The organism is Nonomuraea recticatena, from assembly GCF_039533245.1.
In the GTDB taxonomy this organism is placed as follows: domain Bacteria; phylum Actinomycetota; class Actinomycetes; order Streptosporangiales; family Streptosporangiaceae; genus Nonomuraea; species Nonomuraea roseola.
On record NZ_BAAATE010000004.1, the window covers coordinates 476,075 to 498,760 of the forward strand.

Below are 22,686 nucleotides of genomic sequence, written 5' to 3' on the forward strand. Positions count from 1 at the left end.
CAGGCTAGCGGGCCAGCGAGTGGAAGAGCGCCACGCGGCGCTCGTGGTAGTCGAGGTCGTCCTCGTCGTGGACGACGCCGGCGGCGACGGCCTTGTGGAAGTAGGCGTACTCCCTGCGTAGCTTGTGCCTGACCAGCTGGGCCAGCTCCTCCTCCGTCAGCGGTGCCGCGGTGCCGCCCTCCTCGAGGTAGGCCTCGACGAACTCCTTGCTCGGGCCGAGCTCGTCGTCGCCCCATTCGAGGGCGGCGGCGGCCAGTTCGAGCTCGGGGGCGCCGACGAACGTCTCGTCCCAGTCGAGCACGGCGACGATCGTGCCGTTCCTCGCGAGGGTGTTGCCGGTGTAGAAGTCGCCGTGCAGGGGGTGGCGGCGCGGGCGCTCCCTGTGGAAGGCGGCCAGCCAGCGGTCCAGCGTGGGGTCGGCCAGGTCAGCGGCGTCGGAGGGCGGCGTGCCGTCCAGGCCCTCTTCCTGGAAGGCGGGCCTCGGGCGCGGGGGCGGGCGGACGCCGGCCAGCGCGGTGTGCAGCCTGGCCAGCAGGCGCGCGCCCTGGACGCGCTGCTCGGGCAGGTCGGAGTCGGGCCAGGAACCCTCGACGTACGGCCACAGCGAGATCGGACGGCCCGCGACACGGATGACGGTGTCGCCCGAGGGGGTGGGAAGGGGAGCCACCGCCTCGGGGAGCCGTTCGGCGGCCGCACGGCCGATGGCGTGGCACCACTCGGCCTCCGCGGTGGTGCGCCAGGTGGGGCCCACGCGCACCACGTGCTCGCCGAGCAGGTAGGCGGCCGACTCCTCCCCGCCGTGCAGGCGCACGCCCTCGCCGTCGGACACGCCCCAGGTGACGGCGACAGCCTGGCGGATCGCGAAGGTCAGCGGAATGTCTGCGTAGATCACTCCAACAGTCTGCAGGACGGCAAGCGCACGTCGGCGGGACCGAGCACATGCCAAGAAGTGCGATGATTCGGGGGAGACATCAGTCACCGAACTGACGATCTATTGCCCCCATATGGTGTGGCACGTCAGTGTGGGGCCATTGCCCAACGCTCATGAGGAGCCCCGTGACCGACGTACCCGTCACCGTCGAAGCCCGAGGCAGCGACTTCGCCCGACTGGCACGAAAGATCAACCAAGCCGGCCTGCTGGACAGACGGCCCCTCTACTACACACTCCGCCTGAGCCTGGTGGCCGTCGCCTTCGTCGGCGGCTGGGTGGCGTTCGCCCTGGTGGGTGATTCGTGGTGGACCTTGCTCGTCGCCTTCGCGTCGGCTGTCGCCTTCGCGCAGCTCGCCCTGGTCGCCCATGACCTGGCGCACCGGCAGGTGTTCCGCAACCGCAGGCCGAGCGAGATAGCCGGCAGGATCGCGGGCAACCTGTTCATCGGCATGGGCTACGGCTGGTGGACCGACAAGCACACCAGGCATCACGCCAACCCCAACCACGAGGACCATGATCCCGACGTGTCGCCCGCGGTGATCGTCTGGTCGGTGGAGCAGGCGGAGCGGGTGAAGGGACTGCCCAGGTTCGTCGCCCGCAGGCAGGCGTGGCTGTTCTTCCCGCTGCTGACGCTGGAGGGCTGGCACCTGCACGTGGCCAGCTTCAAGGCGCTGGCCAAGGAGTCGATGCGGCACAGGGGCCTGGAGGCCGCGCTGCTGGTGGTGCACTTCGTCTGGTTCTTCGGCCTCATCTTCACCGTGCTGCCGTTCGGCAAGGCCGTGGTGTTCACCCTGGTGCACCAGGCCGTCTTCGGCGTCTATCTCGGCTGCACGTTCGCGCCGAACCACAAGGGCATGCCCATCCTCACCAAGGAGGACGAGCTCGACTTCCTGCGCAAGCAGGTGCTCACCTCACGCAACGTGCGGGGCGGCTGGATCGTGGACGTGGCGCTGGGCGGGCTCAACTACCAGATCGAGCACCACCTGTTCCCGAACATGCCCACGCCCAACCTGCGCAAGGCGAAGCCGATCGTCATGGCCCACTGCGCGGAGCTGGGCGTGGACTACCTGGAGTCGGGGCTGATCAGCTCCTACGGCCAGGCGCTCCGCCACCTTCACGAGGTCGGCGAGCCCCTACGAAAGGTCAAGGCGCGAGCGTAGCTCGTCACGTCTCGACTCCAGCTCGGCGATCAGACCGTCCTGCTCGTCGGCCATGCTCAGCATGGCCGACCTCTCCACCGCGTCCGTGGCGCCCATGTCACTGATCTGGCTGCGCAGGTCCGCGGTCGATGCTTTCAACCTCGCCAGGTCCTCTTCGAGCTGGCGAAGTTCGTCCTGTGTGCTCATCTCCCACCTCTACCCGAGCGAAATGCCTTCAATGTGTAGAGCAGCGCCGCCAGGGCGGTGAGGGCGAGCAGCAGGTAGCCGATCGTGTAGGCGTCGGTGGCGGTGTAGACGGCGCCCATGACCAGGGGCGGGAAGTAGCCGCCCAGCCCGCCCGCCGCGCCGACCAGACCGGTCACGGTGCCGACCCTCGAGGGCTCGACGAGCTTGGCGACCAGGGCGAAGACACCGCCCGTTCCGAGCCCGAGGAAGAAGGCGACGGCGACGAAGCTGATGCCCGCGGGGATCTCGACGGGCGGCTTGAAGGCCAGCACGACAACCATCAGCGCCGTGCCCGCGAAGGACAGCAGCAGCACCCGCACCGGCCCCACCCTGTCGGACAGGATGCCGCCCAGCGGCCTGGCGACCACCGCCGCGACGGAGAATCCGGCCGTGCGCAGGCCCGCCTCGGTCTGGGCGAAGGCGTAGACGTTCTGCAGCAGGGTCGGCAGGTAGGTGGAGAAGGCGACGAACCCGCCGAAGGCCACGGCGTAGAGGAAGGCGCACTGCCAGGTCGCCCTGACCTTCATGGCCTCCCGCATGCGCGGCATCGCCGGCTCCTTCGAGGCAGACCATGCGGGCGCGTTCCTGCCGGCGGCCAGCACGACGACGCCCATCAGCGCGAGCAGGGCGGCCATCAGCACGTGGGTCTGCGCGCGGCCCATGGACTCCACCAGACGCGGGGTCAGGAACGCCGACAGCGCGGTGCCGCCCATGCCCGCGCCGAACACGCCGGTGGCGAAGCCGCGCCGCGCGGGTTCGTACCAGGCGTTGACGAAGGGGATGCCGACCGCGAACGAGGTGCCGCCGACGCCCAGCACGAACCCCCAGAACAGCAGCGCCCCGTAGGAGTCCGACCAGCCCACGAACAGGACGGGCACGATCGTGATGAAGCAGAGCGCCGCGAACATCAGTCGCCCGCCGAGCTTGTCGGCCAGCACGCCCACGGGGATCCTGCCCAGCGAGCCGACCAGCACGGGGATGGCGACCAGCATCGAGGTCTGGGTCGGTGAGAGCTCCAGCAGCCTGCTGTAGGTGCCCGACAACGGCCCGATCAGATTCCATGCCCAGAAGGTGACGGCGAAGGCGATCGTGGCGAGAACCAGATTGACCGTTTGACCTTTGTACATGCACCCTGTGTAACAGATCATCACTCAGTGTGATGAAGTGGGTCCATGAGTGAGGCGGAGGATCTCCTACTGAAGACGGGCAGGTTCTTCCGCAGGTCGGTCACCAGCGACGATCTGCGGACGGTCCACCTGTCGGGCGGCAGGAAGGGCGATGCCTTCTACCGCGACAGGTGGAGTCACGACAAGGTCGTCCGCTCGACGCACGGGGTCAACTGCACGGGCTCGTGCTCCTGGCAGGTCTACGTCAAGGACGGGATCATCACCTGGGAGACCCAGCAGACCGACTACCCGAGCATGGGTCCCGACCGTCCCGAGTACGAGCCGCGCGGCTGCCCGCGCGGCGCCGCCTTCTCCTGGTACACCTACTCCCCCACCAGGATCCGCTACCCGTACGCCAGAGGCGTCCTCGTCGAGCTGTACGGCCGGGCCAGGGCCGCGGGGCTGGACCCGGTGGCAGCCTGGGCCGAGGTCACCACGAACCGAGACAAGCGCGACAGTTACCAGCGGGCTCGCGGCAAGGGCGGCCTGGTCAGGATCACCTGGGACCTCGCCACGGAGCTGATCGCCGCCGCGCACGTCCACACCATCAAGACCTACGGCCCCGACCGCGTGGCCGGGTTCTCCCCCATCCCGGCCATGTCGATGGTCTCCCACGCGATCGGCTCGCGGTTCGTCTCGCTGATCGGCGGGACCATGCTCTCCTTCTACGACTGGTACGCCGACCTGCCCGTCGCCTCCCCCCAGGTGTTCGGCGACCAGACCGACGTGCCGGAGTCCGCCGACTGGTGGGACGCCGCCTACCTGATGATGTGGGGCGCGAACGTCCCTGTGACCCGCACCCCCGACGCCCACTGGATGGCCGAGGCGCGCTACAGGGGCCAGAAGGTCGTCGTGGTCGCTCCCGACTACAACGACGCGGCCACGTTCGCCGACGAGTTCCTTGCGGTCAATCCCGGCACGGACGGCGCGCTGGCCATGGCGATGGGCCACGTGCTGCTCAGGGAGTTCTTCGTCGAGCGGCAGGTGCCGTACTTCACCGACTACGTCAGCCGCTTCACCGACCTGCCCTTCCTCGTCCGGCTGGCCGAGCGCGACGGCGCCCACGTGCCCGACAAGTTCCTCACCGCCGCCGACCTGGGCTCCACCGACGAGGCCGCCGAGTGGAAGACCGTCTTCCTCGACGCGGCGGGCGAGCCCGTGGCGCCCAACGGCTCGGTCGGCTTCCGCTGGACCGACTCGGGCAAGGGCCGGTGGAACCTCAGGCTGGACAACCTGCCCAGGCTCACCCTTCTCGGCGGGGAGACGGCCGAGGTCCTGCTCCCGCGCTTCGACCAGGAGGGCGTGCTCCGCAGGGGCGTGCCGGTCACGCGGGTCGGCGGGCACCTGGTCACGACCGTCTTCGACCTCATGCTCGCGCAGTACGGCGTCGGGCGCCCCGGGCTGCCGGGCGGCTGGCCCCAGGGCTACGACGACGCGGCGGAGCCGTACACGCCGGCCTGGCAGGAGCCGATCACGGGGGTGCCCGCGCGGAGGGCGGAGAAGATCGTCAGAGAGCTGGCGAGAACCGCCGAGGCGACGCGCGGGCGGTGCATGATCGTGCTGGGCGCGGGCACCACGCAGTGGTTCCACGGCGACACGATCTACCGCTCGTTCCTGACGCTGCTGCTGCTCACCGGCTGCCAGGGCGTCAACGGCGGCGGCTGGGCGCACTACGTCGGGCAGGAGAAGTGCCGCACGCAGACGGGGTGGGCGCAGCTGGCGGGGGCGCTCGACTGGTCGAGGCCGGCGAGGCAGACGCCTGCCACGCCGTTCTGGTACCTGCACACCGGCCAGTGGCGTTACGACAGGTTCGACGCGGACGAGTTGTGCTCGCCGCTCGGGACCGGCAGGTTCGCGGGGCTGCGCACGGCCGACCTCGTGGCGCAGGCGGTGCGCAACGGCTGGATGCCGATGGCGCCGACCTTCGACCGCAACCCGCTGGAGCTGGGTGAGGCCGCCGACCCCGTGGCGTTCACGCTGGAGGAGCTGCGCTCGGGCAGGCTGCGCTACGCGGCCGAGCAGCCCGACGATCCGCGCAACTGGCCTCGGGTGGTGACAATCTGGCGTTCCAACCTGCTCGGCTCGTCGGCCAAGGGCAACGAGTACTTCCTGCACCACCTGCTGGGCGCCGACTCCAACCTGCCCGAGCCCGACGGGCAGGCCCCGCGAGGCAAGCTCGACCTGCTGGTCACGCTCGACTTCAGGATGACCTCCACGACGCTGTTCTCCGACATCGTGCTGCCCGCGGCGACCTGGTACGAGAAGCACGACCTGTCCTCCACGGACATGCACCCCTTCGTGCACGCCTTCAACCCCGCGATCAGCCCGCCGTGGGAGACGAAGACCGACTTCTCGGCCTTCCACGCGATCGCCAGAGCCTTCAGCGGGCTGGCCCGCGACCATCTCGGGACGCGCAGGGACGTGGTGGCGGTGCCGTACCAGCACGACACGCCTGGAGAGACCGCCCAGCCCGGCGGGCGCGCGCCCGCGGAGGTGGCGCCGAAGCTGGTGGTGGTCGAGCGTGACTACGGGGCGGTCGCGGCGAAGCTGGCGGCGCTCGGGCCGCTGACCGAACGGCTCGGCCTCCCGGTGAAGGGCGTGACGTTCCGTCCCGACCACGAGGTCGCCTGGCTCGGGCAGCGCAACGGGCTGGCCGCCCACGGCCCCGCCAAGGGCAGGCCGCTGCTCGACACCGACGCCAAGGCGTGCGAGGCCATCCTGGCCCTGTCGGGCACCTCGAACGGGCGGCTGGCCGTCCAGGGGTTCGCGCAGCTGGCCGAGCGGACGGGAACCGACCTCGGCGGCCTGGCGCACGAGGGTCACCGGATCGAGTTCTCCGACACCCAGGCCAGGCCGCAGCACGTCGCGGCCAGCCCCGAATGGTCGGGCAAGGAGTCGCACGACAGGCGATACTCCCCCTTCACCATCAACGTGGAGCACGACAAGCCGTGGCACACGCTGACCGGGCGGATGCACTTCTTCCTCGACCACGACTGGATGCACGAGTACGGCGAGGCCCTGCCCGTCTACCGTCCGCCGCTCGACATGGCGGCGCTGTTCGGCGAGGGCGGCGCCGGTCAGCTCGTCGTGCGCTACCTGACGCCGCACTCCAAGTGGTCGATCCACTCGGAGTACCAGGACAACCTGATCATGCTCACGCTGTCACGCGGAGGGCCGACGATCTGGATGTCGGTGCGGGACGCGGAGCGGATCGGGGTCGCCGACAACGACTGGATCGAGGCCGTCAACCGCAACGGCGTGGTGGTGGCCAGGGCCGTCGTCTCCCATCGGATGCCCGAGGGCACCGTGTACATGTACCACGCGCAGGAGCGGGTCATCGACGTGCCGAAGTCCGAGGCCACGGGGCGCAGGGGCGGCATCCACAACTCGCTGACCAGGGTGCTGATCAAACCGACGCACATGATCGGCGGCTACGCGCAGCTGTCCTACGGCTTCAACTACCTCGGCCCCACGGGCAACCAGCGCGACGAGATCACCGTGATCCGCCGCCGATCGCAGGAGGTCGCGTACTGATGAGCCCGCGGGTGATGGCGCAGATCGCCATGGTCATGAATCTGGACAAGTGCATCGGCTGCCACACCTGCTCGGTCACCTGCAAGCAGACCTGGACCAACAGGCCGGGCGTCGAGTACGTCTGGTTCAACAACGTCGAGACCCGCCCGGGACAGGGCTATCCCCGGCGCTACGAGGACCAGGAGCGCTGGCGCGGCGGCTGGCAGGTCGACGCCAAGGGACGGCTGAGGCTGCGCGCGGGCGGCAGGCTGCGCAAGCTGCTCGGCATCTTCGCCAACCCGCTCATGCCCTCGATCGACGACTACTACGAGCCGTGGACCTACGACTACGAGAACCTGACCAGGGCCCCGCTGTCGGACGACGTCCCCGTGGCCAGGCCCCGCTCGTTGATCACGGGTGAGCCGACCACCGTGCGCTGGAGCGCCAACTGGGACGACAACCTGGGCGGCGACCCCTCGCCGGACCCTCTGCTCGGCAGGATCCAGGACCAGGTCAAGCTCGACTTCGAGAACGCCTTCATGTTCTACCTGCCGCGCATCTGCGAGCACTGCCTCAACCCGTCCTGCGTCGCCTCGTGCCCCTCCGGCGCGATGTACAAGCGCAGCGAGGACGGGATCGTCCTGGTCGACCAGGACAGGTGCAGGGGCTGGCGGATGTGCGTGACCGGCTGCCCGTACAAGAAGGTCTACTTCAACCACAAGACCGGCAAGGCCGAGAAGTGCACGTTCTGCTATCCGCGAGTGGAGGTGGGCCTGCCGACCGTCTGCTCGGAGACGTGCGTCGGACGGCTGCGCTATCTCGGGGTGATGCTCTACGACGCCGACCGCGTGTCGGAGGTGGCCGCCACCCCCGACGACAAGGACCTCTACGAGGCGCAGCTGTCGCTCTTCGTCGACCCCGACGACCCGGCCGTCGCAGGGTCAGGCCTGCCTGCGGACTGGATCGAGGCGGCCCGCAGATCGCCGGTCCGCGACCTGATCGTGAAGTACCGCCTGGCGCTCCCCCTGCATCCCGAGTACCGGACGCTGCCGATGGTCTGGTACGTCCCGCCGCTCTCCCCCGTCGTGGACGCGCTGGCCACCTCCGGCCACGACGGCGAGGACGCCGACAACCTGTTCGCCGCCATCGAGTCGCTGCGCATCCCCGTCGACTACCTCGCCGAGCTCTTCACGGCGGGCGACCCCGCCCCGGTGACGGCCTCGCTGCGCCGCCTGGCCGCGATGCGCTCGTACATGCGCGCGGTCAACCTCGGCACGCGGCCGCCCCAGGTCGGCATCCCCGACGAGGAGCTGCACGCGATGTACCGGCTGCTCGCCCTGGCCAAGTACGAGGAGCGCTACGTCATCCCCACCGCGGCGGGCGTGACGCCCGGCTCGGTCGACGAGATCGGCTGCAGCCTCGACTACGACGGCGGCCCAGGCGCCCAGGGCCCCTTCGGGGAGGCGTCGGGCGGTCCCGTGCCGGTCTCGATCGAGAGCTTCCACGGTCTCAAACAGCGCCAGACCAGCGAGGAGATCAGCCACGACCGCCCTCAGCTCCTCAACTGGGACGGCAAGGGCACACCTCCGGAGAAGCTATGAACCACCCCGTCGTACGGCAGGCCGCCGCACACCTGCTCGCCTATCCCGACGACCGCTTCTGGGCCAGGCTCCCGCTCGTCCGCGAGGCCGCCCAGCCGCACTTCCCCGCCTTCCTCGACCGGGTGGCCCGCATGGGCCACGGTGAGCTGGCCGCGCACTACGTCGAGGTCTTCGACCTCAAGCGCAGGTGCTGCCTCTACCTGACCTACTACGCCGACGGCGACACCCGGCGGCGCGGCGAGTCGCTGGCGCGGCTGAAGGCGCGTTACCGGGCGGCGGGCTGGGAGCTGTGCGACGACGAGCTGCCCGACTTCCTGCCGGTGGTGCTGGAGTTCGCCGCGCTCGATCCCTCGGGCGAGCAGGTGCTGAAGGAGCACAGGGCGGGGCTCGAGCTGCTGCGCGCGGCGCTGGCCGAGGAGGGCTCGCCGTACGAGTCGGTGGTCTCGACGGTGTGCGCCACGCTGCCCCCCGCGAGCGCCGGTGACCTGCGGGCCGCCGAACGGCTCGCCGCCGCCGGGCCGCCCGCCGAGTCGGTGGGGGTCTACCGATGAGCTGGGGCGAGACGGCAGTCTGGATCGTCGGGCCGTACCTGACGTTGCTGATCCTGGTCGGCGGGCTGATCTGGCGCTACCGCTACGACAGGTTCGGCTGGACCACGCGCTCCTCGCAGCTCTACGAGAGCAGGCTGCTGCGCGTCGGGAGCCCGCTGTTCCACTTCGGGCTGCTGTTCGTCATCCTCGGTCACGTGGTCGGCCTGCTGATCCCCGAGAGCTGGACCGAGGCGGTGGGGATCTCCGACCGGCTCTACCACCTCAACGCGCTGGTGGTGGGGGCCATCGCGGGCTTCTGCACGCTGGCGGGCATCGCCCTGCTGATCTACCGTCGCAGGCGGACGGGCCCCGTCTTCCTGTCCACGACGAAGAACGACAAGACGATGTACGTGGTGCTGGTGGCCGCGATCGTCGCCGGGCTGTTCACGACCGTCGCCAGCCAGTTCGAGCACGGCCACGACTACCGCCAGACGGTCTCGCCCTGGTTTCGCGGCGTCGTCGCGCTGCAGCCCGACGCGGCGGCGATGTCGCTGGCGAGCTGGCCTTTCAAGCTCCACGCGCTGATCGGGATGCTGCTGTTCGCGCTGTTCCCCTTCACCCGCCTGGTGCACGCCTTCTCCGCCCCGATCGGCTATCTCTTCAGGCCGTACATCGTCTACAGGAGTCGCGACAGAATGGACCTGTGAAGGTGACGGCGGGCGTGGTGGCGGTCATAGCGGTGGGCTGCGTGGTGGCCGTGCTGACAAGGCCGGGGGTGAGCCCCAACGCCCTCGACCTCATCCTGCCGCTGGTCGTCTGCGGGGCGCTGTTCCTGCGACGCAGGCATCCCGTCGCGGTGCTGTTGGTGGTGATGATCGCCTGCGCTGCCTACTACCCCTTCGCCCGTTACGACGGCCCCATCCTCCTGGGCGCCCTGCTCGCCCTCTACACCGCCGCCGACCTCGGTCACCTGGTGGCGGCGGGAACGGTGGCGGGGGCGCTGCTGCTCGGCATGGGCGTAGGTGAAGCCGGCGGCGTCAGGCACGTCGACAACGGGCTGTTCCTCATGATCGCCGGCTGGCTGGCGACGGCCGTCGCGGCGGGAGGCGTCACCCGCAACAGGCGCGCCTACCTTGAGGAGGTCGAACGGCGGGCCGCCGACGCCGAGCACTCCAGGGAGGCGGAGGCCAGGCGCAGGGCGACGGAGGAACGGCTGCGCATCGCGCGCGAGCTGCACGACGTGCTCGGCCACAACATCTCCCTGATCAACGTGCAGGCGGGGGCCGCGTTGCACGGCATCAGGAAGCGTCCGGAGGATGCCGAGACCGCGCTCCAGGCGATCAAGGAGACCAGCAAGGAGACGCTGAGGGAGCTGCGGGCCACGCTGGGCGTGCTGCGCCAGGTGGACGAAGGCGCCCCGACCAGCCCCACCGCGAGCCTCGGGCAGCTCGACGAGGTGGTGCGCAGGAGCGGCCTCGCCGTCGACAGCGACATCAGCGTCGGGGAGCCGCCGCCCGTCGAGGTCGATCTCGCGGCGGCCAGGATCATCCAGGAGGCGCTGACGAACGTCTCCCGCCACTCCTCGGCGGGCAGGGCGCGGCTGTCAGTCGCCGAGATATCCGGAAAGATGGTCATCACGGTTGAAGACGACGGCCCCTCCGTCGTCTTCGCGGGAGGAAGCGGGTACGGCGTGCAGGGAATGAAGGAACGGGCCGCCGCGCTGGGCGGCACCCTCGTGGCGGGCCCCCGTCCCGAGGGCGGCTACCGGGTCGTCGCCGAGCTGCCGCTGTGATCCGCGTGCTGCTGGCCGACGACCAGACACTGGTGCGGGCGGGGTTCCGGTCCATCCTGTCCGACGAGGACGACCTCGACGTGGTCGGCGAGGCCGCCAACGGCCGCGAGGCCGTCTCCAAGGCCCGCGAGCTGCGCCCCGACGTGGTGCTGATGGACATCAGGATGCCCGAGCTCGACGGGCTGGAGGCCAGCCGCCAGATCGCCGCCGACCCCCGGCTGAGCGGCACGAGGGTCGTCATCCTGACCACCTTCGACCTCGACGACTACGTCTACGGCGCGCTCAAGGCCGGAGCGAGCGGCTTCCTGGTCAAGGACACCGAGCCCGCCGAGCTCATCCACGCCGTCAGGGTCGTGGCGCGCGGCGACGCGCTCATCGCGCCCTCCATCACCCGCCGGCTGATCGCCGAGTTCGCCGGCAGGGTGAAGCGGCCCGCGCCAGGGCCGCAGATGAACGCCCTGACCGAGCGCGAGAGGGAGGTCATGGAGCTGGTCGCGCAGGGCCTGTCGAACGACGAGATCGCGGCCAGGCTCGTGCTCAGCCCCGCGACCGCGAAGACGCACGTCAGCCGCATCATGACCAAGCTCGACGTGCGCGACAGGGCGCAGCTGGTCGTGCTCGCCTACGAGGCGGGCGTCATCACCCCCGGATGGCTTACACCCTAGGGTGTACGGCCTGCACAACCGTGGGCTGACGCGGCGGGCCATGCCGTACCCGGATCGTCTGAGGTATGGAAACGGTAGACCTGGCCCGCCTGCAGTTCGCGCTGACCGCGGGGGCGCACTTCCTCTTCGTCGCGCTGACGCTCGGCCTCGCCACCCTGGTCGCGGTCCTGCAGACCAGGGCGACACTGACCCGCAGCCCGATCCACCTGCGGATGACGAGGTTCTGGGGCCAGCTCTACATCATCAACTACGCCATGGGCATCGTGACGGGGCTGGTGATGGAGTTCCAGTTCGGGATGTCGTGGAGCGGCCTGACCCACTTCGCGGGCAACGTCTTCGGCGCCGCCCTGGCGATCGAGACGCTGGTGGCCTTCTTCATCGAGTCGACCTTCCTCGGCCTGTGGATCTTCGGCTGGGACCGGCTGAACCGCTGGGCGCACCTCGCGCTGATCTGGGTCGTCACGCTGACCGCCTACGCCAGCGCCTTCTGGATCCTGATCGCCAACGGCTTCCTGCAGAACCCCGTCGGCCACGAGGTCGTGAACGGCGTGCTCCAGCTGAACGACTTCGGCGCGCTGACGGCCAACCCCGCCTCGCTGGTCGCCTTCGGCCACGTCCTGAGCGGCGCCATGGTCGTCGGAGGCTTCTTCATGGCGGGGGTGAGCGCCTACCACCTGCGCAGGCGCACCCGAGAGCAGGAGTTCTTCCGCAAGTCGCTGCGGATCGGCCTCGCCGTCGCGCTGCCCGCCACGCTGGTCGCCGGGGTCTTCGGCGGCCTCGGCTTCGCCACGATGCAGCCGACCAAGGCGGCGGCCTGGTCGGGCAGCGCGAAGGAGCTCGCCCAGGTGCAGGCCGACATGGTCGCGCGCTTCGGCCCCGGAGACTACCTGCCACCCGTCGAGCTGGTGCGGACCGCGGGCGTCGTGATGATGCTGCTGTTCGTGGTCATGCTCGTCTTCTCGGCTGTCAGCTTCCTGCTCATGCTGTTCAGGCCCGCCGTGCGCAGGCTGCGGATCTGGCACTGGCTGCTGACCGCGATGATCCCCGTCCCGTTCGTCACCATGCTGGCGGGCTGGGTCTTCCGCGAGGTCGGCCGCCAGCCCTGGGTCGTGTACGGCCTGCTGACCACCCAGCATGCGATGTCGCACGTCACCCCGCTGGAGATGCGCGTCTCGCTGATCGCCTTCTGCGCCGTCTTCGGCCTGCTCATCGTCGTCAACTACTGGCTGCTGGCAAGGCACGCCAGGCGCGGGCCCGACGCCGTGGCCCTGGGCAGCCGCCCCGCCGAGACCCCCGCCCCCGCCCTGACCTTCTGAGGAGACATCGTGGAGATCTTCATCCTGGGCTTCTTCGCTCTCGGATACCTGATCCTCGCGGGGGCCGACATCGGGGTGGGCATGCTGCTGCCGTACCTCGGGAGGACCGCCGCCGAGCGCAGGACGGTCATCGCCGCCATCGCCCCCTTCTTCCTCGGCAACGAGGTGTGGCTGGTCGCCGCGGCAGGGGTGCTGGCGGGGCTGTTCCCCCTGCTGGAGGGCGAGCTGCTGAGCGGCAACTACCTGGCGGTGGTGGCGCTGCTGGTCGGCTGGGTCATCCGTGACATGGGGCTGTGGCTGCGCGGCAGGATGCCGGGGGCGCGCTGGCAGACCTTCTGGGACGGAGCCGTCGTCGGCGGTTCGTGGACGCTGGCGCTGGCCTGGGGTGTGATCTTCACCCAGATCCTGCCGGTGCCCCTCGTGGCGGCGGTGATGGTGGCGCTGCTGTTCGCCATGCACGGGCTGGCGTTCGCGGGGCTGCGGCTGACGGGCGAGCTGCGGGAGCGGGCCGTACGGCTTACCGGCGGGTCCGGCGAGGGCCGCACGTACGCGCTGACGGCGGCGGCCCTGACGGCGCTCGGGGTGCTGGCGGGCGCCGACCTGGACCTCGCCGCCTCGGCCGCCGACGCCACCACGCTGTCGCTCCTGGTGCCGGTGACGCTGGCGCTGATCCCGTTCCTGGTGGCGGCGCAGGCGTGGGTCTGGTGGACCTTCCGAGCCCGCGTCACGGGCCCGTCCTACCTCTGAGCCCCCGCCCCTCGCCCCCGAGGGACCTCACCCCACACCCACCCGCACCTGAGCGGGCGGTCACGGGTGTGAGGTCCCGGGGGGGCTTCCTTGAAGGTGGGGTCAGGTGAGGATGAAGTCGCGGATCAGGGTGGTGATCTCGGCGGGGCGTTCGAGGAGGACGACGTGTCCGCTGTCCAGCTCGGCGTAGGAGCTGCCCGCGATCCCCTCGTGCAACGCCCTGGCGTTCGACACGGGCACCAGATGGTCCTGCGAGCACCCCACGACCAGCGTCGGCGCGGTGATCAGCGGGAGGCGGTCGCGGATGTCCACCCGCGCGTCCAGTTCGATCTGCGACACCGTCCCGGGCGGCGGGGTGCCCTTGGTCGCGCCCTCCCCCATCGCGCTGACGAACGCCGGGCTGAAGGCCACCAGAGGCCCGAAGGCCGCGAAGGACGTAGGGTCGGTGGCCGCGAGCCTGGCCCAGGTGGAGAAGCCCAGGTGCAGGCGGAAGTCGGAGTTGTCGGCCCATCCCGCGATGAGCACGAGCCTGCGCACCCTGGCAGGGTCGCCTGCCGCGATCGCCGCCGCCACGACCGCGCCCAGCGAGAAGCCGACGAGGTCGTACGGCTCGTCGGGCAGGTCGGCGGTCACGTGGGAGGCGAGCTGGTCCACGCTGAGCTCGCCGGTGAGCCGCGAGTAGTCGGGGGTGATCACGTGGCGGACGTCGGCGAAGCCGTCCACCAGGTGCCCGTAGTTGGTGGCGGGGTCGCCGCCGGTGCCGTGGACGAGGACGAGGTTCACAGGTTGCCTCCGCCGGTCGCGTCGATGGTGGTGCCGGTGATGAACGAGGCCTGCGGAGAGGCCAGGAAGCCGATCGCGTCGGCGATCTCGTGCGGCTCTCCCACCCTGTTCACCGCGTGGCGGGAGGCGGCGTAGGCCCTGCCGCCCTCGTCGAGCCATGAGGCGTTGGCGTCGGTGTCGATGATGCCGGGAGCGACGTTGTTGACCGTGATGCCGCGCGGCCCGAGCTCCTTGGCCAGGGCGAGCGTGAAGGTCTGGACGGCGCCCTTCGTCATCGCGTAGGCGATGCCCTCGGGGTAGGAGATCCTGGTCACCCCCGAGGTCACGTTGATGATCCGGCCTCCTGAGGGGATCAGGGGAAGCAACCGCTGGGTGAGGAAGAACAGCTCGCGCACGTTCACCGCGAACACCCGGTCGTACTCCTCGGGCGTCACCTCCGACAGCGGCTTCGGCAGCCCCACCCCCGCGTTGTTGACCAGCACGTCGAGGGAGGTCAGTTCGGAGGCGAGCGCGGTGACGGCTCCGGGCGTGCCGAGGGCCGCCCGTACGGCGACCGCGCTGCCGCCCTCCCGCTCGATGGACGACACCACCTCCGAGGCCGCCACCTCGTCCTCGGCGTAGTTCACGACCACGTGGAATCCGTCACGCGCCAGCCGTACGGCGGCGGCTCTTCCGATCCCCCTGCTCGCACCTGTCACCAGGGCAGTTCTCATCTCGCGCACCTTTCTTTAGCGATCGATACAGAAACATAGCATAGCGATCGCTATAGAATGAACCCATGGCGAGACAGCGGTCGTTCGACAGGGACCAGGCGCTGGAGAGCGCGGTGCAGGAGTTCTGGCGGCACGGCTACGAGGCGACCTCGGTGGCAAGCCTCACGCAGGCGATGGGCATCCGCCCGCCCAGCCTGTACGCCGCCTTCGGCGACAAGCGGGCGCTCTTCCAGGAGGCCGTCCTGCGTTACAGGGAGACGCACGGCGCGTTCAGCACGCGGGCGCTGGCCGAAGAGACCACCGGGCGCGAGGCGATCCGGCGGCTGTTGATGGAGACGGCGGCGGAGTACACCGACCCCGCGCACCCGCCCGGCTGCCTGATCATCTCGGGGGCCGTGAACTGCGGGCCGGAATCCGCCGAGGTGCAGGAGTGGCTACGCGGGTTCAGGGAGGCGGCCAAGGCGGCGTTGGAGGCCAGGATCGACGGCCCCGACGCGCCCGCCCTGGCCACCTTCTACGCCTCGGTGATCCAGGGCATGTCCACCCAGGCCCGTGACGGCGCCACCCGCGAGGAGCTGGAGAGGGTGGCGGAGCTGGCCATGCTGGCCTACCCCGCTAGTGAGCGATGATCGAGGCGTCCTCGGGAGGCATGTCACCGCGCGGGGCCGCACGCAGCCAGCGGCAGCCGTGGGGCGACATCGGCAGCCGCACGGTGCCGTCGGCGACCTCCATCGTCTCGTCGGCGAGCAGGTCGGTGAGCACGGAGCCGTCCAGCCCCTCCAGCGCCAGGTCGATCTCCGTCGCGGTGTCGCACAGGTTGTGGACGGCCACCACGGTCGCGCCGTCGGCGTCGCAGCGGTGCGCGAAGACCGAGGGGTGGCCGGTCTCCAGCACCGTGTTGTCGCCCCACGCCAGCTCGGGACACTCCCTGTAACGCTCGATCAGCAGCTGGAACCAGCGCAGCAGCGAGTCGGGGTCCCGCTTCTGGTCGGCCACGTTCACTCGCTCGGGTGCGAAAGAGCCGCCGGGGATCCCGCGCACCGGTGGGGCGTCGCTGAAACCGCCGCTCTGCGACCACTGCATCGGGGTCCTGACGGCCATCCTGCCCTCCTCGTCGAGGTTGTCCCCCATCCCGATCTCCTCGCCGTAGAAGATCACCGGGGTGCCCGGCATGGAGAACAGCAGGCTGTAGGCCATCTTGATCCTGCGCAGGTCGCCGCCGAACATCGAGGGCAGCCTGCGGCGCAGGCCCCTGCCGTAGATCTGCATGTCCTTGTCGGGGCCGAAGGCGTCGAACACCTCCTGCCGCTCCTCGTCGGTGAGCTTGTCGAGGGTCAGCTCGTCATGGTTGCGCAGGAAGGTCGCCCACTGGCAGTCCTTGGGCGGCTTCGGCCTGTCGCCCAGCGCCTGGTTGATCGGCCCCGCCTCGCTCCTGGCGAAGGCCAGCCAGGCGTGCTGCATGCCGATGAAGTCGAAGCACATCGTGAGCTGGTCGCCGTTGCCGTCGCCGAAGTAGCCGACGAGGTCCTTGTAGGGCATGTTGACCTCGCCCAGCAGGACCGCGCCTCCCTCGCGCCTGCTCATGAAGGCGCGCAGATCGGCCAGGAAGGCGTGCGGGTCCGGCAGCTTGTCGCCGACGTTCTCGATGAGGAACGGCACCGCGTCCACCCTGAACCCCGACAGGCCCAGCTCCATCCAGAAGCCCAGCACCCTGGCGATCTCGTCGCGGACCTCGGGGTTGGCGACGTTGAGGTCGGGCTGGTGCCGGTAGAAGCTGTGGAGGTAGTACTGGCCCGTCTTCTTGTCGAGCTGCCAGATCGAGTTCTCCTTGTCGGGGAAGACGATCTGGCTGGGGTCGTCGGGCTCGGGCTTGTCGCTCCACACGTACCAGTCGCGGAGCGGCGAATCCTTGCTCGACCGCGACTCCTTGAACCAGGGGTGCTGGTCGGAGGTGTGGTTGACCACCAGGTCGGCGATCACCCTGATGCCCCGGTCCTTCGCGGTGCGCATGAACTCCACGAAGTCACCGAGCGTGCCGAGGCGCGGGTCGATGCTGTAGAAGTCGGTGATGTCGTAGCCGTCGTCCTTGTTGGGCGTCGGGAAGAAGGGCATGAGCCACAGGCAGGTGATGCCCAGGCTGTGCAGATAGTCGATCTGCTGGGTGAGGCCGCGGAAGTCGCCCACCCCGTCGCCGTTGCCGTCCTTGTAGGTCTCGACGTCAAGACAGTAGATGACCGCGTTCTTGTACCAAAGGTCGCTTGTGTACGTGAGCCGCATGACGCCCCCGCTACCCGATCAGGCGTATGGTGAACGCGTGCGGACCAGGTTGCCTGCTGCGCTGCTGCTCCTGCTGTCCACGCTCTTCCTGGCCGGCGGGACGACTCCGCCCGCCTCCGGTGCGCCCGCCGTCCACGCCAAGACGTTCAGGGCCGCCGATCACCACCAGATCCTGCCCGACCCCTCCAGGCCCCAGGCCCACGCGGGCAAGGGCGTGCACGCGGCCACGGGCGGCGTCGCCGTCCTGGCCGCCAGGCTCTCGTACGGCACGCGCGCCCGCCTGTCAGCCGCCCCCGACGCCCTGCGCCGCGCGCAGGGCCGTGAGCACCACAGAAGGGCCCCCGCCCGCGCGCCTCCCACCTCCACCGCTCTCACCACATCCCTGTAAGAGCCCTGTGGAGGACACATGTCCCGTGCGCCCGTGTGGCGTGCGGTGGCGGCGCTTGCCGTCATCGCGACTTCCCTGTACCTAGCCCTGACCATGTCGCCGCGCCTCGGCCTCGATCTGCGCGGCGGCACCCAGCTCGTCTTCGAGACGAAGGACTCGCCCACCGTGAAGGCCGACGCCGCGGCCACCGACAGAACGCTGGAGGTGCTCCAGCGCAGGACGGACGCGCTGGGCGTCGTCGACCCGACCCTGGTCCGCTCCGGCGAGAAGCGGATCATCGTCGAACTGCCTGGCGTGCTCGACCCGCGCAAGGCCGCCGATGTGATCGGCAGGACCGCCCAGCTCTCCTTCCACGCCGTCCTCGGCGCCGACGACCCCAAGGGGCTGCCCGACGAGAGCGGTCAGCCGCTCCGTCTCGGCCCCGCGGTGATCAGCGGCGACGGCGTCACCGACGCGGCCGCCCGCACCGATCCGCAGCGCGGCGTCTCGTGGTTCGTCACCGTGGACTTTCGAGAGTCCGCCGCCTGGCAGAAGTTGACGGGCGCGGCGGCCTGCGAGCCCGTGGGCGACCCCAAGCGCAGGGTCGCGATCGTGCTCGACAACAAGATCATCTCTTCGCCGCAGGTGAACGAGGGGACGCCGTGCCGTACCGGCATGCCCGGCGGTTCCACCGAGATCACCGGCTCGTTCACCCCCGAGGAGGCGCAGAACCTCGCGGTCCTGATCAAGGGCGGCTCGCTCCCCGTGCCGCTGGAGATCGTCGAGCAGCGGACGGTCGGCCCGACGCTCGGCGCCGACGCCATCGCGGCCAGCGCCAAGGCCGGCGTGGTCGGCGTCCTGCTGACCGGCGCCTTCATCATCCTGGTCTACCGGGTGGTGGGCCTGCTCGCCGCCATCGCTCTGGCCTCCTACGGCCTCATCTCCTACGCCGCGCTGGTCGCCCTCGGCGCCACCCTCACCCTGCCGGGCCTGGCCGGTTTCGTGCTGGCCATCGGCATGGCCGTGGACGCCAACGTGCTGGTCTTCGAAAGGGCGAGGGAGGAGTACGGCGCCTCCCCGCAGAAGGGCCTGAAGGCGGCGCTCGACAGGGGCTTCAAGAACGCCTGGAGCGCCATCGCCGACTCCAACATCACCACGTTGCTGGCCGCGGGGCTGCTGTTCTGGCTGGCCTCCGGCCCCGTGAAGGGCTTCGGCGTGACGCTGTCCATCGGCGTGCTCGCCTCGCTCGTCTCGGCCATGCTCATCACCAGGGCGCTCACCCAGTGGATCATCGGCAGGGTGCCGCCTCGCCTCTCGGGTCTCGGCTCCATCGGCAGGGTGCGTACCTGGCTGACGGCGAAGAACCCCTTCGTGATGCGCCACGCGCGGCGCTGGCTGGCGGTCGGGGCGGTGATCGTCGTGGTCGCGGTCGGCGGCCTGCTCTCGCGCGGGCTGAACTTCGGTGTGGAGTTCACCGGAGGGCGCCTCGTGGAGTTCACGACGGCGACGCCGATGAGCGCCGACACCGCCAGGCAGGCGGTCGCGACCGCCGGTTTCCCCTCGGCCGTGGTACAGAGTTCGGACGAGGGCATCTCGGTCCGCACGGGACAGATCAGCGCTGACGACGTGGTCCGCATCCAGCAGTCGCTCGGCGGCGGGGTCGACAAGGTGCGCGACGAGCTCATCGGCCCTTCGCTCGGCGAGGAGCTGCGCCGCAACGCGCTGATCGCGCTGGGCGTGGCGCTCGCGGCCCAGCTGCTCTACCTGGCCGTCAGGTTCAGGTGGACCTTCGGCGCCGCCGCGGTGCTGGCCCTGTTCGTGGACACGGCGGCGGTCGTCGGCGCCTTCGCGTGGCTCGGCAAGCCGATCGACGGCGTCTTCCTCGCGGCGATGCTGACGATCATCGGCTACTCGGTGAATGACAAGGTCGTGGTCTTCGACAGGGTGCGCGAGCTGTGGACGGCGCACAGGAAGACGCCCTTCCCCCAGATCGTCAACCAGGCGATCCTGCAGACCGCGCCACGCACCGTCAACACCGGTCTCGGCGCGCTGTTCATCCTGGCCGCGCTGGCGGTGTTCGGCGGCGACTCGCTGCGCGACTTCGCGATCGCGCTGCTCATCGGCATCGTCGTGGGCACGCTGACCTCGTCGTTCGTGGCGGGTCCGCTGGCGATCGAGCTCGAGAGGCACAGCAAGCAGCCGCCGCCCGAGCCGGCCAAGCGGCGCGATCCCCGCACGCGCGAGGGTTCTGGAGCCGTCGTGTGACCCTTGCGGGAGGGTAGTCGGACCGTCACTATGAGTAAGGGCGTAATATCCGAAAGGTGACGGATCCGCAGCCCATCCAGCCGGGCGACCACGTCGGCGTCACCTTCGACGACGACGACTCGCTCGCCGCCACCACGCTCGACTTCGCCGAGCGTGGTCGGCGGGCAGGCGCCCGCGTGCTCGTTCTCGCCGCCCCGCGCCTTGCGCGGGTGCTCCCAGGGGTCCAGCTCGCCGAGCCCAGGGGCACGCTGGACGGCCTCAGGGACTTCTACGCCCAGGCGGTACGGCAGGCGGTGGCCGAGGGCCTGTCGGGCCTGTGGACCAGCGTCGAGATGAGCTGGGCGCGCGGGATCGACCCCGAGGAGCTGGTGGCCGCGGAGTGCGGGCTGAATACGCTGTTCTCGGACGGGCGGCTCACCGCGATCTGCCACTACGACAGCAGGCTCTTCCCCTCCGCCCAGCTCGCCCGCTTCCACCAGGCCCACCCCGTCGGCCGGCAGGGCGCCTGCCTGCGATACCGGCCCACGGGCAGGGGTGTGACCTTCACCGGCGAGGCGGACCACACCAACCTGCTCGCGTGGCAGGCGCTGACCCGCGCGCTGCCGGACGGGGAGGCGGTCATCGACATCAGCGGCATGTCGTTCCTGGACGTGCGGTCGATGGCCCAGCTCGGCCTGGTGGCCGCGGCCAGGTGCGAGCCTCTGTCGATCCTCGCCTCCCCCGGGCAGAGCGCGCACCTGCGCATGCTCGGCGTGGACAGGGTCGCCACGCTGGTCACCGTGGAGGAGCCGGGCCTGCCGGTCGCGGCACAGGCCGCGCCCTAGGCGGCCCCTGCCGCCACCCTGCGCACCGCTGCCACGATGTCCCTGTTCGGCACCCCTTTGAGTACGTACTCCGTGACGCCCGCCCTGCCCATCTCCTCGACGGACCTGGCGTCGCCGTAGGCCGAGAAGGCCATGATCCTGGTGCGCGGCGAGCGGTTGCGGATCTCACGGGCGGCGTGCGCGCCACCGCCCGGCATCCGCATGTCGAGGATCGCGACGGCGGGCTCGTGTCGTACGGCCAGCGCGATGGACTCCTCCGCGTCGCAGGCGATGGCGACGACGTCCAGGTCGGGCTCGGCGGCCAGCACCTCGGAGAGCGCCTCTCTGATCATCGGCTCGTCGTCACCGATGAGGACGGTCAGCCTGGTCACGACACCCCGCCCTCTCCGTACATCAGCGCGGGCACCCAGAACATCACCGTGGTGCCCTCGCCCTGCCTGCCGCTGACGCTCCACCAGCCGCCGGCGGTCTCGGCGCGTTCGCGCATCTCCAGCAGGCCGAAGTGGTCGCGGCCCGCGAGCCGTTCAACGGGCTGCGCGAGGCCGACGCCGTCGTCGACGACCCGCACGAGCACGCCGTGGTCGACCGCGTTCATCGACACCGACACCGACGTGGCCATGGCGTGCTTGCGCACGTTGGTCAGGGCCTCCTGGAGGATGCGGAAGATCGTGATCGCGCTCTCCGGCGGCGGCTCGCGCCGCAGGTCGTGCGTGAACGTGTAGGTCAGTCCGGTGCCCGAGATGGCCTGGGCGAGGTAGCCGTCGACCGCCTGGGCCAGGCCGTCGCCGTCGAGACCCGGCGGGCGCAGGCGGAAGGTGAGACCGCGCAGGCGTTGGACGGCGCTGCTGACCGCCTCGTCCAGCCTCTCCACGGTGGCGGCGTGCTCGGGGGGCAGCCGCGACGCCAGCAGTTGCAGGCGCATGCCGACGGCGACCATGGACTGGATCGTGTCGTCGTGGACGTCCCACGCGATGCGGCGCCGCTCCATCTCCTGGGCCTGCACCAGGTGGGCGAGCAGCCGGCCGCGCTCGTCGAGCGTGCGCTCGGCCATGCGCCGCTCGGTCAGGTCGCGGGTGACCTTGCCGAAGCCGCGCAGCCGTCCGGTCTCGTCGAAGAGGGCGGTGATGATCACATTGGCCCAGAACCTCGTGCCGTCCTTACGGACCCGCCAGCCCTCGTCCTCCAGGCGTCCTTCGACGACGGCGATCTCCAACTCCCGATCCGGCTTGCCTGAGGCGACGTCCTCGGGCGGATAGAACACCGAGAAGTGCGAGCCGACGATCTCGTCGGCGCGGTAGCCCTTGATCCGCTGCGCGCCCGCGTTCCAGCTGACGATGTGACCCTCGGTGTCGAGCATGAAGATCGCATAGTCGACGACGCTCTGCACCAGCAGCCGGAAGCGCTCCTCACTCTCTCGAAGAGCATGCTCGGCCATGCGGTGCTGGGTCCTGTCGCGGGTGACCTTGCCGAAGCCGCGCAGCTGTCCGGTCTCGTCGAAGAAGGGGGTGATGATCACATTGGCCCAGTACCTGGTGCCGTCCTTGCGCACCCGCCAGCCCTCGTCCTCCACCCGCCCCTCGGTGGTCGCCGTCATCAGCTCCCACTCCGGCTTGCCCGAGGCGACGTCCTCGGGCGGGAAGAACACCGAGAAGTGCGAGCCGATGATCTCCTTGGCGGTGTACCCGTTGATCCGCTGCGCGCCCTCGTTCCAGCTGACGATGTGCCCGTCGGGATCCAGCATGAAGATGGAGTAGTCGACGACGCTCTGCACCAGCAGATGAAGGTCTCGGTCCGCATCGGCCATACCGCAG

General features: G+C 70.1%; 21 protein-coding genes. 13 read left to right on the forward strand and 8 right to left on the reverse strand.

Annotated features, from left to right (window positions below; translation table 11 throughout):
- Positions 1 to 4: 4 nt before the first annotated feature.
- Positions 5 to 892 (reverse strand): phosphotransferase enzyme family protein, encoded by an 888-nt coding sequence (locus ABFX50_RS11225; protein WP_346145621.1) that lies wholly within the window; start codon positions 890 to 892, stop codon positions 5 to 7.
- 164 nt (positions 893 to 1,056) lie between these two features.
- On the opposite strand from ABFX50_RS11225, the gene ABFX50_RS11230 reads away from it, so the two are divergent.
- Positions 1,057 to 2,091 (forward strand): fatty acid desaturase family protein, encoded by a 1,035-nt coding sequence (locus tag ABFX50_RS11230; RefSeq protein WP_346145623.1) that lies wholly within the window; start codon positions 1,057 to 1,059, stop codon positions 2,089 to 2,091.
- Here ABFX50_RS11230 and ABFX50_RS11235 read toward each other — a convergent pair.
- Both ABFX50_RS11235 and ABFX50_RS11240 read right to left on the reverse strand, forming a co-directional pair.
- Positions 2,065 to 2,277, reverse strand: coding sequence for a hypothetical protein (locus tag ABFX50_RS11235; RefSeq protein WP_183654814.1), 213 nt, complete (start codon positions 2,275 to 2,277; stop codon positions 2,065 to 2,067). The two genes, ABFX50_RS11230 and ABFX50_RS11235, sit on opposite strands and share 27 nt — an antisense overlap.
- Positions 2,274 to 3,443: an MFS transporter gene (locus ABFX50_RS11240; protein WP_346145626.1), complete on the reverse strand. Its 1,170-nt coding sequence runs from the start codon at positions 3,441 to 3,443 to the stop codon at positions 2,274 to 2,276. The genes ABFX50_RS11235 and ABFX50_RS11240 overlap by 4 nt, the downstream gene beginning before the upstream one ends.
- A 45-nt stretch (positions 3,444 to 3,488) precedes the next feature.
- Between ABFX50_RS11240 and ABFX50_RS11245 the strand changes: the two genes are divergently transcribed.
- The 8 genes from ABFX50_RS11245 to ABFX50_RS11280 all read left to right on the forward strand — a co-directional run bounded on the left by ABFX50_RS11245 (position 3,489) and on the right by ABFX50_RS11280 (position 13,646).
- Positions 3,489 to 7,016: a nitrate reductase subunit alpha gene (locus tag ABFX50_RS11245; RefSeq protein ID WP_346145627.1), complete on the forward strand. Its 3,528-nt coding sequence runs from the start codon at positions 3,489 to 3,491 to the stop codon at positions 7,014 to 7,016.
- Positions 7,016 to 8,596 (forward strand): nitrate reductase subunit beta, encoded by a 1,581-nt coding sequence (gene narH / locus ABFX50_RS11250; RefSeq protein WP_346145629.1) that lies wholly within the window; start codon positions 7,016 to 7,018, stop codon positions 8,594 to 8,596. Before ABFX50_RS11245 ends, narH begins: the two co-directional genes overlap by 1 nt.
- Complete coding sequence (gene narJ / locus ABFX50_RS11255) at positions 8,593 to 9,147, forward strand: nitrate reductase molybdenum cofactor assembly chaperone (RefSeq protein ID WP_346145630.1); 555 nt, start codon at positions 8,593 to 8,595, stop codon at positions 9,145 to 9,147. Before narH ends, narJ begins: the two co-directional genes overlap by 4 nt.
- Positions 9,144 to 9,833: a respiratory nitrate reductase subunit gamma gene (gene narI, locus ABFX50_RS11260; RefSeq protein WP_346145632.1), complete on the forward strand. Its 690-nt coding sequence runs from the start codon at positions 9,144 to 9,146 to the stop codon at positions 9,831 to 9,833. Before narJ ends, narI begins: the two co-directional genes overlap by 4 nt.
- Positions 9,830 to 10,918 carry a sensor histidine kinase gene (locus ABFX50_RS11265; protein ID WP_346145634.1) on the forward strand — a complete coding sequence of 363 codons (1,089 nt, stop codon included), beginning with the start codon at positions 9,830 to 9,832 and terminating at the stop codon, positions 10,916 to 10,918. Before narI ends, ABFX50_RS11265 begins: the two co-directional genes overlap by 4 nt.
- Positions 10,915 to 11,583 carry a response regulator gene (locus ABFX50_RS11270; protein WP_183654797.1) on the forward strand — a complete coding sequence of 223 codons (669 nt, stop codon included), beginning with the start codon at positions 10,915 to 10,917 and terminating at the stop codon, positions 11,581 to 11,583. Before ABFX50_RS11265 ends, ABFX50_RS11270 begins: the two co-directional genes overlap by 4 nt.
- Before the next feature lie 65 nt (positions 11,584 to 11,648).
- Positions 11,649 to 12,899, forward strand: a complete 1,251-nt coding sequence (locus ABFX50_RS11275) for a cytochrome ubiquinol oxidase subunit I (RefSeq protein ID WP_346145637.1) — start codon at positions 11,649 to 11,651, stop codon at positions 12,897 to 12,899.
- A gap of 9 nt (positions 12,900 to 12,908) precedes the next feature.
- Positions 12,909 to 13,646: a cytochrome d ubiquinol oxidase subunit II gene (locus ABFX50_RS11280; protein WP_346145639.1), complete on the forward strand. Its 738-nt coding sequence runs from the start codon at positions 12,909 to 12,911 to the stop codon at positions 13,644 to 13,646.
- A 102-nt stretch (positions 13,647 to 13,748) separates the two neighbouring features.
- Here the strand turns inward: ABFX50_RS11280 and ABFX50_RS11285 are convergent, their stop codons facing one another.
- Together ABFX50_RS11285 and ABFX50_RS11290 are read right to left on the reverse strand one after the other, a co-directional pair.
- Positions 13,749 to 14,429, reverse strand: coding sequence for an alpha/beta fold hydrolase (locus tag ABFX50_RS11285; RefSeq protein ID WP_346145641.1), 681 nt, complete (start codon positions 14,427 to 14,429; stop codon positions 13,749 to 13,751).
- Entirely contained in the window at positions 14,426 to 15,142 is a 717-nt protein-coding gene (locus ABFX50_RS11290) for an SDR family NAD(P)-dependent oxidoreductase (RefSeq protein ID WP_183654785.1), read from the reverse strand. Before ABFX50_RS11290 ends, ABFX50_RS11285 begins: the two co-directional genes overlap by 4 nt.
- A gap of 65 nt (positions 15,143 to 15,207) precedes the next feature.
- Here ABFX50_RS11290 and ABFX50_RS11295 point away from each other — a divergent pair, with 65 nt between their 5' ends.
- Positions 15,208 to 15,771, forward strand: a complete 564-nt coding sequence (locus ABFX50_RS11295; RefSeq protein ID WP_346145643.1) for a TetR/AcrR family transcriptional regulator — start codon at positions 15,208 to 15,210, stop codon at positions 15,769 to 15,771.
- Here ABFX50_RS11295 and ABFX50_RS11300 read toward each other — a convergent pair.
- Positions 15,758 to 17,419, reverse strand: coding sequence for an alpha-amylase family protein (locus ABFX50_RS11300; RefSeq protein WP_346145645.1), 1,662 nt, complete (start codon positions 17,417 to 17,419; stop codon positions 15,758 to 15,760). The genes ABFX50_RS11295 and ABFX50_RS11300 overlap by 14 nt on opposite strands.
- A 37-nt stretch (positions 17,420 to 17,456) precedes the next feature.
- Between ABFX50_RS11300 and ABFX50_RS11305 the strand changes: the two genes are divergently transcribed.
- The 3 genes from ABFX50_RS11305 to ABFX50_RS11315 are packed head-to-tail and all read left to right on the forward strand — an operon-like array spanning position 17,457 to position 20,875.
- Entirely contained in the window at positions 17,457 to 17,807 is a 351-nt protein-coding gene (locus ABFX50_RS11305; protein ID WP_346145647.1) for a hypothetical protein, read from the forward strand.
- A gap of 18 nt (positions 17,808 to 17,825) precedes the next feature.
- Positions 17,826 to 20,051, forward strand: coding sequence for a protein translocase subunit SecD (secD, locus tag ABFX50_RS11310; RefSeq protein WP_346145649.1), 2,226 nt, complete (start codon positions 17,826 to 17,828; stop codon positions 20,049 to 20,051).
- A gap of 56 nt (positions 20,052 to 20,107) precedes the next feature.
- Positions 20,108 to 20,875 (forward strand): MEDS domain-containing protein, encoded by a 768-nt coding sequence (locus ABFX50_RS11315; protein WP_346145650.1) that lies wholly within the window; start codon positions 20,108 to 20,110, stop codon positions 20,873 to 20,875.
- Here ABFX50_RS11315 and ABFX50_RS11320 read toward each other — a convergent pair.
- Complete coding sequence (locus ABFX50_RS11320) at positions 20,872 to 21,246, reverse strand: response regulator (protein WP_183654769.1); 375 nt, start codon at positions 21,244 to 21,246, stop codon at positions 20,872 to 20,874. The two genes, ABFX50_RS11315 and ABFX50_RS11320, sit on opposite strands and share 4 nt — an antisense overlap.
- Complete coding sequence (locus tag ABFX50_RS11325; RefSeq protein WP_346145652.1) at positions 21,243 to 22,679, reverse strand: PAS domain-containing sensor histidine kinase; 1,437 nt, start codon at positions 22,677 to 22,679, stop codon at positions 21,243 to 21,245. The genes ABFX50_RS11320 and ABFX50_RS11325 overlap by 4 nt, the downstream gene beginning before the upstream one ends.
- Between the last annotated feature and the right edge of the window lie 7 nt (positions 22,680 to 22,686).